This is a genomic window from Pseudomonas taiwanensis, assembly GCF_013393345.1.
GTDB lineage: Bacteria > Pseudomonadota > Gammaproteobacteria > Pseudomonadales > Pseudomonadaceae > Metapseudomonas > Metapseudomonas resinovorans_C.
Genome location: NZ_QJRF01000067.1, coordinates 62,304 through 78,356, shown reverse-complemented (window position 1 = coordinate 78,356; position 16,053 = coordinate 62,304). Strand labels below are relative to the sequence as shown.

Here is a 16,053-nt window from a genome sequence, read left to right as displayed (position 1 = left end):
TCGCGAACGAGCAAGCTCGCTCCTACAGGAAGAACTCAGTCGTAGGCCAAGGGATAGGCCAGCAGTCCAATGGCCTCGTTCAACAGCATTCCGTTCTGCGCCACGGCCTTGCTCTCCGGCAGCCAGCCACCCAAAGGCCAGCCATTGGGCACACCCAGGTAGCCCATGGGGGCTGCCACCACCTCGAAGCCTGCACGCTCGAAACACCAACGCGCCCGTGGCATATGCGCAGCCTGGGTGACCAGGAGGACCCGCCGAATTCCCTCGGGCTGGAGCATTTTCGCGCTATAGGTGGCGTTCTCCCAGGTGGTACGGCTCTCCCCCTCTTGCCAACGCACCTCCAGGCCATAGTCGCGCTTGAGGGTATCGGCCATGATCCGCGCCTCGCTGGGTGGCGCGCCAAAGTGCAGGCCACCGCTGGTCAACAGTGGCAGGCCGCTGGTACGAGCCAGACGTGCCGCGAAACGCACACGCTCCAGGGCCATGGCCGACGGCTGATCGCTACCCCAGGCAGGGTCGGAAATCTGACGCCCGCCTCCCAGCACGACGATCGCATCCACCCGCCCGGCCAACTGCGTCCATTCCGACTCAGGCAGTGGCGCATCGCGCTCGAGCGCCCTGGCGGACCACTCGACCACGATCGGCAGACTCATCAACCAGAGCCCGCCAAGCCCCATGACGAAGCAGGCCAGCGACAGGCGCGGCATGCGCCGGCGCAGCCACCAGGCCAGCAGAAGCAACAGGAGTAGGCCGCCAGGCGGCAGCAGGAATTGCTTAATGATGTAACGAATTGGCATGGGCACCTCCAGGGTGCCCGGAGACTAGCGGGGATTGGATGTCCGGAAAAGCTGCGAACCGCAGGACATGCACGCCTGCACACCCTGGCCGCGCTGCCAGATGGCAGGCGTACCGCACATGGCGCAGCAGAGCTGCTGGCGGCGCTTGAACAGGGGTTTGGGCTTGAGCGCGAAACTCTTGGGTGGCCCGTTGTCGCCACGCGGGGATCGACGGGGTAATTGCTCGATGGCCGCCAGTTCCTCGGCGGCCGCGTGCCAGCCGCGCAGCCAGCGCATGTCCCGATCCAGGTAAGCGCGGATAAGCTCCATCTCGGCAGGCGTCAGTCCCTTCAGCTCCAACTCGAGCGGTTCCTCGTCGCGCAAGCGAACCGCCGTATCGGCCTCATCCAGTGCCAGGGCCAGCCGGTGCAACAACCGTTCATAGGGCCCGTTCCCTGCTTCCGTCCGCCGCAACTCACCCATCCCAACACCTCGAAAACACGTAAACGCTTGCCTTGCTTATGAAAAGCTTAGCGTTCGGTTCCCTGCTGCAAGGTGCCCGCGACAAACGGCGCCGGTATTGGCGACGGACGTCCACCCGTGCATTCAGGGTTTCCCTCGGTCGGCGGGGGTCATGTATGCTACGTCGCTTGAATTTCCTTTTCCTCCAGGGTCCGACGCCACGGTCACGGCCAGCGCAACCGGCCCCAGGGAACTCCATCCTCCAGCGCCAGTAGCCATGCACGAACAGTATCAGCCCCGCGAAATCGAAGCCGCCGCGCAAGCCCACTGGGACGCGCATAAATCCTTTGAAGTGAGTGAGCAGCCCGGCAAGGACACCTTCTATTGCCTGTCGATGTTCCCCTACCCGAGCGGCAAGCTACACATGGGGCACGTGCGCAACTACACCATCGGCGACGTGATCGCCCGCTATCAGCGCATGCTCGGCAAGAACGTGCTGCAGCCCATGGGCTGGGACGCGTTCGGCATGCCGGCGGAGAACGCCGCGATGAAGAACAACGTCGCGCCGGCCAAGTGGACCTACGAGAACATCGACTACATGAAGACCCAGCTGAAAAGCCTGGGCCTCGCCATCGACTGGTCCCGTGAAGTCACCACCTGCAAGCCCGATTACTACCGCTGGGAGCAGTGGCTGTTCACCAAGCTGTTCGAAAAGGGCGTGATCTACCGCAAGAACGGCACCGTCAACTGGGACCCGGCGGACCAGACGGTCCTCGCCAACGAGCAGGTCATCGACGGTCGCGGCTGGCGCTCCGGTGCGCTGGTGGAGAAACGCGAAATCCCGATGTACTACTTCAAGATCACCGCGTACGCGGATGAACTCTTGAGCAGCCTCGACGACCTGGACGGCTGGCCCGAGCAGGTCAAGACCATGCAGCGCAACTGGATCGGCAAGTCGCGCGGCATGGAAGTCAGCTTCCCCTACGACCAGGCCAGCATCGGCCAGGCCGGCGCGATGAAGGTCTTCACCACCCGTCCGGATACCCTGATGGGCGCCACCTACGTAGCCGTCGCAGCCGAGCACCCGCTGGCGACCCTCGCCGTGCAGAAGCTGCCGGCTGACAAGGCCGCTGAACTGCAAGCCTTCATCGATGAGTGCAAGCGCGGCGGCGTTGCCGAAGCCGACATCGCCACCCAGGAGAAGAAGGGCCTGCCCACGCCGCTGTTCGTCGAGCACCCGCTGACCGGCGACAAGCTCCCGGTCTGGGTCGCCAACTACGTCCTGATGAACTACGGCGAAGGTGCCGTGATGGCCGTGCCGGCCCACGACGAGCGCGACTTCGCCTTCGCCCACAAGTACGACCTGCCGATGAAAGCAGTGGTCCGCACCTCCACCGGTGACGAAACCCCTGCCCCGTGGCAGGACGCCTACGGCGACCACGGCCAACTGATCAACTCCGGTGAATTCGACGGCCTGGACTACCAGGGTGCCTTCGACGCCATCGAAGTCGCCCTGCAGAAGAAAGGCCTGGGCCAGGCCCGCACCCAATTCCGCCTGCGCGACTGGGGCATCAGCCGCCAGCGCTACTGGGGCTGCCCGATCCCGATCATCCATTGCCCGAGTTGCGGCGACGTACCGGTGCCGGAAGACCAGTTGCCGGTCGTCCTTCCCGAAGACGTGGTACCGGACGGCGCCGGCAGCCCGCTGGCGAAGATGCCCGAGTTCTACGCTTGCACCTGCCCGAAATGCGGCACCGCAGCCAAGCGCGAAACCGACACCATGGACACCTTCGTGGAAAGCTCCTGGTACTTCGCCCGCTATGCCTCGCCGAACTACGACCAGGGCATGGTCGACCCGGCCGCAGCCAACCACTGGTTGCCCGTGGACCAGTACATCGGCGGCATCGAACACGCCATCCTGCACCTGCTCTACGCGCGCTTCTTCCACAAGCTGATGCGTGACGAAGGCCTGGTCAGCTCCGACGAGCCGTTCAAGAACCTGCTCACCCAGGGCATGGTCGTCGCGGACACCTACTATCGCGTTGCAGCCAATGGCGGCAAGGACTGGTTCAACCCGGCCGATGTCGAAGTCGAGCGCGACGCCAAGGCCAAGGTCATCGGCGCCCGCCTGAAGACCGACGGCCTGCCGGTGGAAATCGGCGGCACCGAGAAGATGTCCAAGTCGAAGAACAACGGCGTGGACCCGCAGGCGATGATCGACCAGTACGGCGCCGACACCTGCCGCCTGTTCATGATGTTCGCCTCGCCGCCGGACATGAGCCTGGAGTGGTCCGACTCCGGCGTAGAAGGCGCCAGCCGCTTCCTGCGTCGCGTCTGGCGTCTGGCCCAGGCCCACGTCGCTGCCGGCCTGCCGTCCACCCTGGATCGCAGCGCCCTGAACGACGAGCAGAAAGCCGTGCATCGTTCCATCCACCTGGCCATCAAGCAGGCCAGCCAGGATATTGGCCAGAACCACAAGTTCAACACCGCCATCGCCGCCGTGATGACCCTGATGAACGTCCTGGAAAAGGCCCCGCAAGCCAACGCCGAAGACCGCGCCCTGCTGCAGGAAGGCCTGGAAGCCATCGCCCTGCTGCTGGCGCCCATCACTCCGCACATCAGCCATGAGCTCTGGCGCGAGCTGGGCCACAGCGATGCTGCCATCGACGCTGCCTGGCCCACCGTGGACGAAGCCGCGCTGGTGCAGGACAGCCTGCAACTGGTCGTGCAGGTCAACGGCAAGCTGCGTGGCCATATCGAAGTGCCGGCAGACGCCAGCCGCGAAGCGGTGGAAGCCGCTGCGCGCGCCAACGAGAACGTGCTGCGCTTCACCGACGGCCTGACCATCCGCAAGGTCATCGTGGTGCCCGGCAAACTGGTCAATATCGTCGCCAACTGATCGAAGCCGGCGCCCTCCTCCGGGAGTGGCGCCGGACTGCTCGCAAGGGGAAAGCAAGAAATGAAGAAACGGAATCTGCTGGTCCTGGGCCTTACCGTGCTGCTGAGTGCGTGCGGCTTTCAACTGCGCGGCACCGGTGACGCCCAGTTCGCCCTGGATGAATTGGACGTAACCGCTCGCAACCAGTACGGCCAGACCATCAAGGAAATGCGCGAGGCGCTGGAAAGCAACGGGGTGAACGTCCATGCCGGCGCTCCTTACACCTTGGTACTGGCCCGCGAAGACGAGAGCCAGCGCACTGCTTCCTACACCTCCGGCGCACGCAGCGCGGAATACGAGCTGACCAAGACCCTGCAGTACGAGATCCGCGGCAACAACGGCCTGCTGCTGATGAACGACAAGCTGACCGTGCAGAAGTACTACGTCTTCGACAGCAACAACCTGATCGGCTCCGACCAGGAAGCGGCCCAGCTGCGTCAGGAAATGCGCCAGGAAATGGTTCAGCAGATGCTCATGCGCCTGCAGCTCATCACCCCGGCCCAGCTCGACCAACTGCAGCAGACTGCAGAAGCCAAGGCCAAGGCTGAAGCCGAAGCCCTGGAAGCCGCACGCCAGGCCGAGAAGGCCCAGCAGCCGCAGCAGTCTCCGCTGCAATTGCCCATCCAGTGAGTAAAAGGGGCCGCCACAGCGGCCCCTGTCATTTGCGCCTATGAAACTCAATCCCGCACAACTGGGCAAACACCTGCAGGGCCAACTGGCGCCTGTGTACGTCGTCAGCGGCGATGAGCCGCTGCTCTGCCAGGAGGCCTGCGACGCGATCCGCGCCAGCGTTCGTGCACGGGACTTCAGCGAGCGCCAGGTATTCAACGCCGAGGCCAACTTCGATTGGGGCTTGCTGCTGGAAGCCGGCGCCAGTCTGTCGTTGTTCGCCGAGAAACGTCTGCTGGAAGTGCGACTGCCCTCGGGCAAGCCAGGAGACAAGGGCGCAGCTGCGTTGCTGGAATACCTTTCCCGCCCGCCGGAAGACACCGTGCTGCTGCTCAGCCTGCCCAAGCTCGACGGCAGCACCCAGAAGACCAAATGGGCCAAGGCCCTGATCGACGGCGCCGACGCCCAGTTCATCCAGATCTGGCCCATCGAGGCCCACAACCTGCCGCAGTGGATACGCCAACGCCTGTCCCAGGCCGGCCTCGCCGCCAGCCAGGAAGCGGTCGACCTGATCGCTGCCCGGGTCGAAGGCAACCTGCTGGCTGCCGCCCAGGAAATCGAGAAGCTCAAACTGCTCGCGGAGGGCGGCCAGGTGGATGCCGCCACCGTACAGGCCGCAGTCGCCGACAGCGCCCGTTTCGATGTCTTCGGCCTGATCGACGCTGCCCTCAATGGCGAGCCCGCCCACACCCTGCGGACGCTGGAAGGCCTGCGCGGCGAAGGGGTGGAGCCTCCCGTGATCCTCTGGGCGCTGGCCCGGGAGCTGCGCCTGCTGGGTGGACTGGCCCAGCAATACAGCCAGGGTGTGCCGCTGGAGAAAGCCTTTGCGGCAGCCCGTCCGCCCGTCTGGGACAAGCGTCGCCCACTGGTCACCCGGGCCCTGCAACGTCACCCGGCGTCGCGCTGGAACCTGTTGCTGCAGGATGCCCAGCGGATCGACGCGCAGATCAAGGGCCAGGCCCCTGGCGATCCCTGGAACGGACTCGCTCGTCTAGCCCTGCTGCTGGCCGGCCAGCGCCTGCCGCTGTCGGCGGAATGACTGGACATTTTCTGATCAGCGCCCGATGATGCGCCGCCCGCACCGAGGCGGGCCCCATCGAGGATCGACCATGGCCAAGAAACGCAAGCCAGGCGCACCCAACCGCGCCAAAACCCTGGTAGCCCAACCCCTCTTCCGCTGCCGCCAGGAAAAACCCATGAAGGGCAAAGGAAGTTACCGCCGCGAAGCCTCCCACGATTGGGAGGCTTCGTCGCTTATAGCGGTCTGAAATGGCTCGGACATGTTAAGGTCGCGACTTGATTCGTCTGCCTCGAGACTCGCGTATGTTCGATGCCCCCGCCCCCGGCCTGATGTTCCGCAGCCTGGCCGTGGCCTCTGCCCTCACCCTGCTCAGCTCCTGCGCCGATGCCCCGGCCCAGAAATCCGCTACTGCTCCCCTGCCTCAGGCGACCCAGCCCGCCAGTAAACCCGCCGCAACGCCCGCGGACACTCCGGTACAGATGCCCGCCATCAGCTTCAGTGCGTGGCGCGATGGTTTCCGCCGCGAAGCCCTGGCCCAAGGCATAGACGCCAGTCTCTTCGACCGAGCCTTCGCTGGCATCACCCCCGATCCGAGCGTGATCACCGCAGACCGCAGCCAGCCCGAATTCACCCGGCCGGTGTGGGAGTACCTGGAAGGCGCCATCTCTCCCTATCGCGTACGCAAGGGTCAGGCGCTGATAACGGAGAACGCCGCGACGCTGGATGCCATCGAGCAACGCTTCGGTGTGGACCGCGAGCCGCTGGTGGCCATCTGGGGCATGGAGAGCAGCTTCGGCCAGTTCATGGGCGACAAGTCGGTGATCCGTTCCCTGGCGACCCTGGCCTACGAAGGCCGTCGCCCCGAGTTCGCCCACGCGCAGCTCCTGGCTGCCTTGCAGATCCTCCAGCATGGCGACATCCAGCCCGACAGCATGCTCGGGTCCTGGGCGGGCGCCATGGGACAGACCCAGTTCATCCCGACCACCTACAACAGCCATGCCGTGGACTTCGATGGCGATGGTCGCCGCGACATCTGGAACTCCTCAGCCGATGCCCTGGCCTCCGCCGCCCACTATCTGCAGGCCTCGGGCTGGCGCAAGGGCCAACCCGCTGCACTGCAGGTGCAGTTGCCACAGGGCTTCGACTACGCCCACGCGGACGGCGACATCCGTAAGTCGGTGGCGCAATGGCAGGCGATGGGCGTACAAGTCGGCCCGCAAGGCGCGAGTCTCGGCAACAACAGCGCCTCCCTGCTGCTCCCGGCCGGCCATCGTGGTCCGGCTTTCCTCGTGCTGGACAACTTCCGCGCCATCCTCAAGTACAACAACTCCTCGTCCTACGCCCTGGCGGTCAGCCTGCTGGGCGAGCGCTTCGATGGCGGTGGACAACTCACCGGCAGTTGGCCGCGCGACGAGCGTCCGCTGAGCCGCACCGAGCGGGTGGAGTTGCAGGAGTCCCTGGCGGGTGCCGGCTACAACCCCGGCGCGGCGGATGGCATCATCGGCGCCAATACCCGCAAGGCAATCCGTGGTTACCAGCAACGCCTGGGATGGCCGGCGGACGGCTATCCCAACCTGGATCTGCTCAAGCAATTGCGTGAGGGGCGCTGAAGCGCCCTGCCCTTTTTGCGGCCGCCGCACGCGCCCGCCACCAGACGGCTGCGAGTTCGTGCAAACGCCTTTGTGATAAACTGCGCCACCCCTTTTTGCCCCTGCGGCAGCCACGGAGCCACCAGCGGAGCCCGATTTCCGATGTCCGATACAGACTCGTCCAAACACGTCGCGAGCGGCGAAAAGTTCCGTACTGCCCAGGGCATCACCGCTATCAAGGATGGCCAGAAGCGCCGTGCCTCCGCCGAACCCCAGGTGTTCGAGCCCAAACCCAAGTGGTTGCGGGTAAAGGCACCGGGCGGCAGCCGTTTCGAAGCGGTCAAGCGCAACGTCGGCGAGCATCGCCTGAGCACCGTGTGCCAGGAATCGCACTGCCCGAACATGGGCGAATGCTGGTCCAACGGCACCGCCACCATCATGCTGATGGGCTCGGTCTGCACCCGCGCCTGCCGCTTCTGCGCCGTGGACACCGGCAACCCCAATGGCTGGCTGGATCTGGAAGAACCGCAGAACACCGCCAAGTCGGTGGAGCTGATGGCGCTGCGCTACATCGTGCTGACCTCGGTGGATCGCGACGACCTGGACGATGGCGGCGCCAGTCACTACGCCGCTTGCGTACGCGCCATCAAGGCGAATACTCCGCAGGTGGTCGTGGAAGCCCTGACCCCCGACTTCGATGGCGACCACCTGGCCATCGAACGCGTCGTGGATTCCGGTCTGGAGGTCTTCGCGCAAAACGTCGAGACGGTCAAACGCCTGACCCATGTCGTGCGCGACCCGCGCGCGGGCTACGAGAAGACCCTGCGCGTGCTGGAGCACGCCAAGCGCCACCGTCCGGACGTGCTGACCAAGACCAGCCTGATGCTCGGACTGGGCGAGACGGACGAAGAAATCATCGAAACCATGGATGACCTGCGCGCAATCGGCGTAGACATCCTGACCCTCGGCCAGTACCTGCAACCCACGCGCAACCACCTGCCGGTGAAGCGCTGGGTCAGCCCGGAAGAGTTCAACCGCTTCCGCGATATCGGCCTGGAAAAGGGTTTCATGGAAGTCGCAGCCGGTCCGCTGGTGCGTTCCAGCTACCGGGCTGACCGGGTGTTCGAGAAGAACAACCTGGGCTTGGCGGCGCCGGTGCCAGTACCTGGCCAGGCCCTCGACCCGAGCATCATTCCTGCACTCAACCTTGGCTAAGCAGAGACTGCGGGGCCCGCGAGCGCAGCAAGGCTGAAACACAACGGCCCCCTCTTCCGATGGAAGAGGGGGCCGTTGTTTTTCGGGAGTCTGCGTCTACTGCGTGTAGCCCAACCGCCGGCGCAGAGCCTGCTCCAGGCGCTGGGCAACCTCGTCGAGCTGCGGCGGCGTGTCGATCAGGTCCTTGAGCTGCACCATCTTCAATCCGGCGTAACCACAAGGATTGATTCGCCAGAACGGCGACAGGTCCATGTCCACGTTGAGCGCCAGGCCGTGGAAGGAGCAGCCGCGGCTGACCCGAAGTCCCAGCGAGGCGATCTTGTCGCCGTTCACATAGACGCCGGGAGCGTCCGCCTTGGGCGCCGCCTCGACGCCGTAACCTGCCAGCACATCGACCAGGCTCTGCTCCAGGGCGGTCACCAGCTCACGCACACCCAGTCCCAGGCGACGCAAGTCCAACATCACATAGGCCACCAACTGGCCAGGGCCGTGGTAGGTAACCTGGCCACCGCGCTCGACCTGGATGACCGGGATGTCTCCCGTCTCCAGCAGATGCTCGGCCTTGCCGGCCTGGCCCTGGGTGAACACGCGCGGGTGCTGCAGTAGCCAGATTTCGTCGGGCGACTGCGCATCGCGTTCGGTGGTCAGGTGGCGCATCGCTTCCAGGGTCGGCAGGTAGTCCACCAACCCCAGATGACGCACGATGAGTTCGGCGGACGCCACTAGAGGACCATGTGCACGCGGCCAGTGGCGCGCAGGTCGACATGGATCGCTTGCAGCTGATCGACGCCGGTAGCGGTGATCAGTACCTGCACCGAGAGGAAACGACCATTGCGGCTATCGCGCACCACGAGGGTGCCGGCATCCAGGTCGGGAGCGTGGCGCCGGATGATTTCGATCACCAGGTCGGAGAAACCATCGAAGGAATCGCCGATCACCTTGATGGGATAGCGCTCGCAGGGAAACTCGATTTTCGGGGGTTGTACGTCAGGGGTATCGGTCATGGCAGCGGCGGACTCTTGATCCGCGATGCGGACGCCTCGTTCCCGTGCTGGGTGCGAGGCGTCGGCTCAGTAGGTCAGTTGAACAGGCCGTAGAAGAACAGGCGGATGCTATCCCACAGGCGGCGGAAGAAACCACCTTCCTCAACGGTCTCGAGGGCGATCAGATCGGCGCTGTGGACAACCTGGTCTTCCATCTTGACCTCCACCTTGCCGATCACGTCACCCTGCTTGATGGGGGCGATCAGTTGCGGATTCAAGGTCATGCTGGCCTGCAGCTTCTTGGCCTGGCCTTTCGGCAGGGTCAGCGTCAGGTCCTGGGCCAGGCCCGCCTTGGCTTCGCGGACGGCACCCTTCCACACTTGGGCTTTCGCCAGCTCGGCGCCCTTCTGATAGAAGGTCTGGGTTTCGAAGAAGCGGAAGCCGTAGGTCAGCAGCTTCTGGGTTTCGGCGGCACGGGCCTGCTCGCTGTTGGTGCCGAACACCACGGCGATCAGACGCATGTTGTCACGTACGGCGGACGCCACCAGGCAGTAGCCGGCTTCGTCGGTGTGGCCGGTCTTCAGGCCGTCGACGGTCTTGTCGCGCCACAGCAGCAGGTTGCGGTTGGGCTGCTTGATGTTGTTCCAGAAGAATTCCTTCTGGGAGTAGATGGCGTAGTGAGCCGGGTCTTCGTAGATGATCCCGCGGGCCAGGGTCGCCATATCGTGAGCGGTGGAGTAGTGCTCAGGATTGGGCAGGCCGGTCGCGTTCATGAAGTGGCTGTTGGTCATGCCGAGCTTCTCGGCAGTGGTGTTCATCATGTCGGCGAAAGCGTCTTCGCTGCCGGCAATGTGCTCGGCCACGGCCACGCTGGCGTCGTTGCCCGACTGGATGATGATGCCGTGCAGCAGGTCGCTCAGGGTCACCTGGGTGTTCACCTGGACGAACATGCGCGAACCGCCGGTGCGCCAGGCGTGCTCACTGATGGTCACCGGGTCGCTCTCCCCGATCTGGCCCTTGCGGATCTCCAGGGTGGCGATGTAGGCGGTCATCAGCTTGGTCAGGCTTGCCGGGGGCAGGCGCTGGTCGCCGTTGTTCTCGACCAGGACCTGGCCACTCTGGGCGTCCATCAGAACATAGGATTTGGCGGCCAGTTGCGGCGGCGACGGAATGATCTGCTGGGCCGCCATGGAGACCGGCGCGACGATGAGCAGGGCTGCGGGCAGAAGTACGCGTTTGGCAAAGCTGAAGATGTTCATCCGTCTCTCTGAGAAATAGCTAATGGTCTATCAGGCCCTTGCGGGCAAAGAAGAAGCCGTCAGTCCGGCTTCACCAGGGTGGGCTGGCCGAGCTTGGCCAGGCGCACGGAGTTTTGCACCTCTTGTGCTTCACCCTGAGTTCCGATCGGCCCCAGGCGTACCCGGTGCAGTATCTGCTGGTTGCGCACGACCGAGCTGATGAAGACTGGCGCACTCACCGTCTCGCTCAGCTTGGCCTTGAGGAGTTCCGCAGCGTCCGGATTGGCGAAGGCGCCCACCTGGAGATACAGGCCAGACGCTGCGAGTGAATCGTTTTTTTTTGCGTCGATCTGCACGGGCAGGACGGCGGCGGCATGTTGCTGCGGCGGCGGGGTGTATTGCTCGATCGGCGCGCTGGCGACCTGCACGGCAGGCTGGGGTTGAGCTTGAGGTTTCGCCTGTGCAGCCATCTTCGGCTGGGCGAGGACCATGGGCACCGGACGCCCCTGGGCAGCCCACCACTCATGGGGATCGATGCCCTCGACCTTGACCCGGGCGGTTCCGGTCTCGGCGTAGCCAAGCTTCTTCGCTGCGGCGAAGGACAGGTCGATGATGCGATCGGAGTAGAACGGGCCACGGTCGTTGACCCGCAGAATCACGGTGCGGCCGTTGTCGAGGTTGGTCACCCGGACATAGCTCGGCAGCGGCAGGGTCTTGTGTGCAGCGGTCATGCCGTATAGGTCATAGGCCTCGCCATTGGCGGTGGCCTGGCCGTGGAACTTGGTGCCGTACCAGGACGCCGTGCCCACCGCCTGATAACGACGCGCGTCGTTCATCGGGTAGTAGGTCTTGCCCAGCACGGTATAGGGATTGGCCTTGATCGAGCCGTAATGCGGCATCGGCACGGCATCGGGAATGCGCGAGACGTCGACGTCCCACCATGGCGCGCCGTCCCTGTGGGGACGCGCATAGTCTCCAGGACCAGAAATCTGCCCGCCCGGTTGGACCGGTTCCGGCGCTCGGCTGCTCGAGCAGCTGGCCAGCAACAATGCTACGGCGCCGTAGAAAGCGACTCTTATCGTTTGTGGCATCGGTTAACGCCCGCCCCTTGCGTTGACCAGCAGTTCGGATAGCTGATGCACTGCCATGGCATACATCGCGCTGCGATTGTAGCGGGTAATGACGTAGAAGTTCGGCAGTCCCATCCAGTACTCCGCCCCCTCGTCACCCTCCAGCCTGAAAGCCGTAACCGGCACATCATCGCGCAGTGCGTCGCTGCTTGCCCAGCCCAGCGTCCTAAGATCGCCGACGTTCTTCACCGGGTCCAGTCCCTGGGTCAACCCTTCGTCGATTCGAGCGCCCCGAACCTGGGCACGGGTGACGACCGGAGCCCCGGCGACCCAGCCATGGCGCTTGAAGTAGCTGGCGACGCTGCCGATGGCATCCACCGGGTTGTTCCAGATATCGATGTGGCCGTCGCCGTCGAAGTCCACGGCATAGGCGCGGAAGCTGCTCGGCATGAACTGCGGCAGGCCCATGGCGCCGGCGTAGGAACCTTTGAGCATCAGCGGATCGACCTGCTCTTCGCGCGCCAGCAGGAGGAACTCCTTGAGCTGCTTGCGGAAGAAGTCGGCGCGCGGCGGGTAATCGAAGCCCAGGGTGGACAGCGCGTCGATCACGCGGAAGTTGCCGGTGTTGCCGCCATAGAAGGTCTCGACGCCGATGATTGCGACGATGACCTGGGCCGGCACGCCGTATTCCTTCTCGGCACGGGCCAGAGCCTCGGCGTGCTGATTCCAGAAGGTGACACCCTTCTGGATACGTGCCGGGGTGATGAAGATCGGGCGGTAGTCCTTCCAGGGCTTTACCCGCTCTGCAGGCCGGGAAATGGCGTCGAGGATGGACTGCTTGCGTTCCACTTCACGGAACAGGTCCACCAGCTGCTCGCCAGCGAAACCGTAGTCACGGGTCATCTCGGCGACGAATTCGGCCACCTGCGGCGATCCCTCGTAGTCTCCGGAAAATGCAGGTGCGGCTGCCCCCAGCAGTCCCACCAGGGCAGCCCCGGAGGCTGCCAACTGCATCCATTTGCGCAGTGCTTTCAAATCATTCACTCGTTTCAAACCTGGGCGATCCATTTGCGATGGGTATGGATCGCCATCAACACCCCAAACCCTGACAGCAGCGTCACCAGATGGGTTCCGCCGTAGCTAATGAAGGGCAGGGGCACCCCCACGACCGGCAGCAGTCCACTGACCATGCCGATGTTGACGAACACGTATACGAAGAAGGTCATGGTCAGACTGCCTGCCAGCAACTTGCCGAACAGCGTCTGCGCCTGGGCGGTGATCACCAGGCCACGGCCGATCAGGAGCAGGTAGACCAGAAGCAGCAGGCAGGCGCCCACCAGGCCGAACTCTTCGCCGAGGACGGCAATGATAAAGTCCGTGTGGCTTTCGGGCAAAAAATCCAGGTGCGACTGAGTGCCCAGCAGCCAGCCCTTGCCGAACACCCCGCCCGAACCGATCGCCGCCTTGGACTGGATGATGTTCCAGCCGGTGCCCAGCGGATCGCTCTCCGGATCGAGGAAGGTCAGTACACGCTGCTTCTGGTAGTCGTGCAGCACGAAGTACCACATGGCCACCGCCACCGGCACCACCGCAGCCACCGCGCCGGCGATCCAGCGCCATTGCAGGCCTGCCATGAACAGCACGAAGGCGCCGGACGCCAGGATCAGCAAGGCGGTGCCGAGGTCGGGCTGCTTCAGGATCAACACGAAGGGCATCAGGATCAGCACCAGGCTGATGGCGATGTGCTTGAGCTTGGGTGGAAGGTTGTGCCGCGACAGGTACCAGGCGATGGTCGCCGGCATGATGATCTTCATGAATTCCGAGGGCTGGAAGCGGATCACGCCGGGGATGTTGATCCAGCGGGTGGCGCCCATCGCCGTGTGCCCCATGATTTCCACAACCCCCAGCAATGCGACTCCGACCACGTAGGCCAGGGGCACCCAACGGGCCATGAAGCGCGGCTCGAACTGGGCGATGACGATCATCGCGCCAATACCCAGACCGAAGGAGCTGGCCTGCTTCATCAACAGGTCCCAATGCTTGCCGCTTGCCGAATAGAGAACGAACAGGCTACCGGCCGCGAGCATCAGGATGATCAGCAGCAGCCAACCATCGATGTGCAGACGCTGCAGGAGTGTGGCGCGGCGCTTGAGCACGTCCTCCTGGGAGATGGTGCGGTCGAAGTTGCTGTTCATCGAATGGCGCTCTGCTGCTCGGCCAGCGGTTGCGGTGGCCGGAACTCGGGTTTCAACTGGCCGTCCTCGCCGAGGAGCCAGGCATCCATCACCTGCTTGACCACAGGTGCGGCAACGCCCGAACCGGATTCGCCGTTCTCCACCATCACCGCCACGGCGATCTTCGGATCTTCAGCCGGGGCGAAGGCGACGAACAGGGCATGGTCACGGTGGCGCTCCTGCACCTTGGAGCGGTCGTACTTCTCGCCCTGCTTGATGGCCACCACCTGGGCGGTACCGGATTTGCCGGCGATACGGTAGACAGAGGACGCGCCGACCTTGTGCGCCGTACCCCGCGCACCATGGACCACCTGCTCCATGCCATTGCGGCCGGCATCCCAGTATTTCGGGTCGCGCAGGGTGATGTCCGGCATCGGGTTCGGGTCGATCGGCGGCTGTCCCTCGATGGTCTTGGCCAGGTGCGGACGGATCCATTTGCCGCGGTTGGCCATCAGCGCCACGGCCTGGGCGAGCTGCAGCGGCGTGGACTGCATGTAGCCCTGGCCAATGCCGAGAATGAGGGTTTCGCCCGGATACCACGCCTGGCGATAACGGGCACGCTTCCAGTCGCGCGACGGCATCAGGCCGGGGGACTCTTCGAACATATCGAGGGCCACACGTTGCCCGAAGCCGAAGCGGCTCATGTAGTCATGCAGGCGATCGATGCCCATTTTATGCGCAAGATCGTAGAAGTAGGTGTCATTTGACCGCATGATCGCGGTTTCCATGTTCACCCAGCCGTCGCCACTGCGGTTCCAGTTACGGTACTTGTGGTCGTAGTTCGGCAGTTGGTAGAAGCCCGGGTCGAACACGCGCGAGGCGGGCGTCACCACGCCCGCGTCCAGGCCGGACACCGCCACCATCGGTTTGATCGTCGAGCCTGGCGGGTACAGACCGCGCAAAACGCGGTTGTAGAGCGGCCGATCGATGGAGTCACGCAACTCGGCGTAGGCCTTGAAGCTGATGCCGGTGACGAAGGGGTTGGGGTCGAAGCTGGGCTGGCTGACCATCGCCAGTACATCGCCAGAGGACGGTTCGATGGCGACGATGGCGCCACGCCGACCTGCCAGTGCCTGCTCGGCTGCTTCCTGCAGACGGACATCGAGGGTCAGCACGAGGTCTTTGCCGGGTTTCGGGTCCGTCCGCTTGAGCACGCGCAGCACGCGGCCACGGGCGTTGGTCTCGACTTCTTCGTAACCCACTTCGCCGTGCAACTGGTCTTCGTAGAAACGCTCGATGCCGGTCTTGCCGATGTGGTGGGTGCCGCTGTAGTTCACCGGATCGAGCTGCTTGAGCTCTTTCTCGTTGATCCGGCCGACATAACCCACGGAATGGGCAAAATGCGCGCCCTGCGGATAGTGGCGCACCAACTGCGCCACGACGTCCACGCCAGGCAGGCGGAACTGGTTCACCGCCACGCGGGCGATCTGCTCTTCGGTCAGCTCGAACAGGATGGGAACCGGCTCGAAGGGCCGACGCCCTTGCCGCATGCGCTTCTCGAACAGTGCGCGATCATCCGGCGTCAGTTGCAGCACCTCGACTATCACGTCGAGGGTTTTCTCCCAGTCGGCAGCCCGTTCGCGCGTGACGCTGAGGCTGAAGCTGGGCCGGTTGTCCGCGATGATCACGCCATTGCGGTCGAAGATCAGCCCGCGAGTGGGCGGAATCGGCTGCACATGGACGCGATTGTTCTCGGACAGCGTCGAGTGGTACTCGTACTGGATCACCTGCAGGTAATAGAGCCGGGCGATCAGCACGCAAGTCAGCAGCAGCACCGCCACCGCGCCCACGACCACGCGCCGACGCACCAGGCGGGCGTCCTTCTCATGGTCTTTCAGGCGAATCGGCTGCGGCATGG

At 64.3% G+C, this 16,053-nt stretch carries 15 protein-coding genes; 6 read left to right on the top strand and 9 right to left on the bottom strand.

What is annotated here, in order from left to right; genetic code table 11:
* Positions 1-35: 35 nt before the first annotated feature.
* Together DM872_RS19795 and DM872_RS19790 are read right to left on the bottom strand one after the other, a co-directional pair.
* On the bottom strand, positions 36-797 hold the full coding sequence (locus tag DM872_RS19795) for a YdcF family protein (RefSeq protein ID WP_179061065.1): 762 nt from the start codon (positions 795-797) through the stop codon (positions 36-38).
* Between the two features lie 24 nt (positions 798-821).
* Positions 822-1,259 (bottom strand): hypothetical protein, encoded by a 438-nt coding sequence (locus DM872_RS19790; RefSeq protein WP_179061064.1) that lies wholly within the window; start codon positions 1,257-1,259, stop codon positions 822-824.
* A gap of 256 nt (positions 1,260-1,515) precedes the next feature.
* Between DM872_RS19790 and leuS the strand changes: the two genes are divergently transcribed.
* The 6 genes from leuS to lipA all read left to right on the top strand — a co-directional run bounded on the left by leuS (position 1,516) and on the right by lipA (position 8,670).
* Positions 1,516-4,137, top strand: coding sequence for a leucine--tRNA ligase (leuS, locus tag DM872_RS19785; protein WP_179061063.1), 2,622 nt, complete (start codon positions 1,516-1,518; stop codon positions 4,135-4,137).
* Between the two features lie 60 nt (positions 4,138-4,197).
* Entirely contained in the window at positions 4,198-4,806 is a 609-nt protein-coding gene (locus tag DM872_RS19780) for an LPS-assembly lipoprotein LptE (protein WP_179061062.1), read from the top strand.
* Positions 4,807-4,846: 40 nt separating this feature from the next.
* Positions 4,847-5,884, top strand: coding sequence for a DNA polymerase III subunit delta (gene holA / locus DM872_RS19775; RefSeq protein WP_179061061.1), 1,038 nt, complete (start codon positions 4,847-4,849; stop codon positions 5,882-5,884).
* A gap of 70 nt (positions 5,885-5,954) precedes the next feature.
* Entirely contained in the window at positions 5,955-6,113 is a 159-nt protein-coding gene (gene arfA / locus DM872_RS19770) for an alternative ribosome rescue factor ArfA (RefSeq protein WP_077525206.1), read from the top strand.
* Between the two features lie 55 nt (positions 6,114-6,168).
* Positions 6,169-7,476: a lytic murein transglycosylase gene (locus tag DM872_RS19765; protein WP_179061060.1), complete on the top strand. Its 1,308-nt coding sequence runs from the start codon at positions 6,169-6,171 to the stop codon at positions 7,474-7,476.
* 141 nt (positions 7,477-7,617) lie between these two features.
* Complete coding sequence (gene lipA / locus DM872_RS19760) at positions 7,618-8,670, top strand: lipoyl synthase (RefSeq protein WP_179061059.1); 1,053 nt, start codon at positions 7,618-7,620, stop codon at positions 8,668-8,670.
* A 96-nt stretch (positions 8,671-8,766) separates the two neighbouring features.
* Here lipA and lipB read toward each other — a convergent pair whose 3' ends face one another.
* The 7 genes from lipB to mrdA form a co-directional block, all read right to left on the bottom strand.
* A complete protein-coding gene (gene lipB / locus DM872_RS19755; RefSeq protein ID WP_077525209.1) occupies positions 8,767-9,393 on the bottom strand; it encodes a lipoyl(octanoyl) transferase LipB in 627 nt (208 codons plus the stop codon).
* Positions 9,393-9,674 carry a DUF493 domain-containing protein gene (locus DM872_RS19750; protein WP_077525210.1) on the bottom strand — a complete coding sequence of 94 codons (282 nt, stop codon included), beginning with the start codon at positions 9,672-9,674 and terminating at the stop codon, positions 9,393-9,395. Before DM872_RS19750 ends, lipB begins: the two co-directional genes overlap by 1 nt.
* 74 nt (positions 9,675-9,748) lie before the next feature.
* Entirely contained in the window at positions 9,749-10,912 is a 1,164-nt protein-coding gene (locus tag DM872_RS19745; protein WP_179061058.1) for a D-alanyl-D-alanine carboxypeptidase family protein, read from the bottom strand.
* Between the two features lie 59 nt (positions 10,913-10,971).
* Positions 10,972-11,982, bottom strand: a complete 1,011-nt coding sequence (locus DM872_RS19740) for a septal ring lytic transglycosylase RlpA family protein (protein WP_179061057.1) — start codon at positions 11,980-11,982, stop codon at positions 10,972-10,974.
* A gap of 3 nt (positions 11,983-11,985) precedes the next feature.
* Positions 11,986-12,975 carry a lytic murein transglycosylase B gene (gene mltB, locus DM872_RS19735; RefSeq protein WP_179061212.1) on the bottom strand — a complete coding sequence of 330 codons (990 nt, stop codon included), beginning with the start codon at positions 12,973-12,975 and terminating at the stop codon, positions 11,986-11,988.
* Positions 12,976-13,010: 35 nt separating this feature from the next.
* Positions 13,011-14,156, bottom strand: coding sequence for a rod shape-determining protein RodA (gene rodA / locus DM872_RS19730; protein WP_179061056.1), 1,146 nt, complete (start codon positions 14,154-14,156; stop codon positions 13,011-13,013).
* Positions 14,153-16,051, bottom strand: coding sequence for a penicillin-binding protein 2 (mrdA, locus tag DM872_RS19725; RefSeq protein WP_179061055.1), 1,899 nt, complete (start codon positions 16,049-16,051; stop codon positions 14,153-14,155). Before mrdA ends, rodA begins: the two co-directional genes overlap by 4 nt.
* Positions 16,052-16,053 lie beyond the last annotated feature (2 nt).

Bases quoted from the DNA above. Each gene is read 5' to 3' on its own strand.
- DM872_RS19795 (WP_179061065.1), bottom strand. From the start codon at position 797: ATGCCAATTCGTTACATCATTAAGCAATTCCTGCTGCCGCCTGGCGGC.
- DM872_RS19790 (WP_179061064.1), bottom strand. From the start codon at position 1,259: ATGGGTGAGTTGCGGCGGACGGAAGCAGGGAACGGGCCCTATGAACGG.
- leuS (WP_179061063.1), top strand. From the start codon at position 1,516: ATGCACGAACAGTATCAGCCCCGCGAAATCGAAGCCGCCGCGCAAGCC.
- DM872_RS19780 (WP_179061062.1), top strand. From the start codon at position 4,198: ATGAAGAAACGGAATCTGCTGGTCCTGGGCCTTACCGTGCTGCTGAGT.
- holA (WP_179061061.1), top strand. From the start codon at position 4,847: ATGAAACTCAATCCCGCACAACTGGGCAAACACCTGCAGGGCCAACTG.
- arfA (WP_077525206.1), top strand. From the start codon at position 5,955: ATGGCCAAGAAACGCAAGCCAGGCGCACCCAACCGCGCCAAAACCCTG.
- DM872_RS19765 (WP_179061060.1), top strand. From the start codon at position 6,169: ATGTTCGATGCCCCCGCCCCCGGCCTGATGTTCCGCAGCCTGGCCGTG.
- lipA (WP_179061059.1), top strand. From the start codon at position 7,618: ATGTCCGATACAGACTCGTCCAAACACGTCGCGAGCGGCGAAAAGTTC.
- DM872_RS19750 (WP_077525210.1), bottom strand. From the start codon at position 9,674: ATGACCGATACCCCTGACGTACAACCCCCGAAAATCGAGTTTCCCTGC.
- DM872_RS19745 (WP_179061058.1), bottom strand. From the start codon at position 10,912: ATGAACATCTTCAGCTTTGCCAAACGCGTACTTCTGCCCGCAGCCCTG.
- DM872_RS19740 (WP_179061057.1), bottom strand. From the start codon at position 11,982: ATGCCACAAACGATAAGAGTCGCTTTCTACGGCGCCGTAGCATTGTTG.
- mltB (WP_179061212.1), bottom strand. From the start codon at position 12,975: ATGCAGTTGGCAGCCTCCGGGGCTGCCCTGGTGGGACTGCTGGGGGCA.
- rodA (WP_179061056.1), bottom strand. From the start codon at position 14,156: ATGAACAGCAACTTCGACCGCACCATCTCCCAGGAGGACGTGCTCAAG.
- mrdA (WP_179061055.1), bottom strand. From the start codon at position 16,051: ATGCCGCAGCCGATTCGCCTGAAAGACCATGAGAAGGACGCCCGCCTG.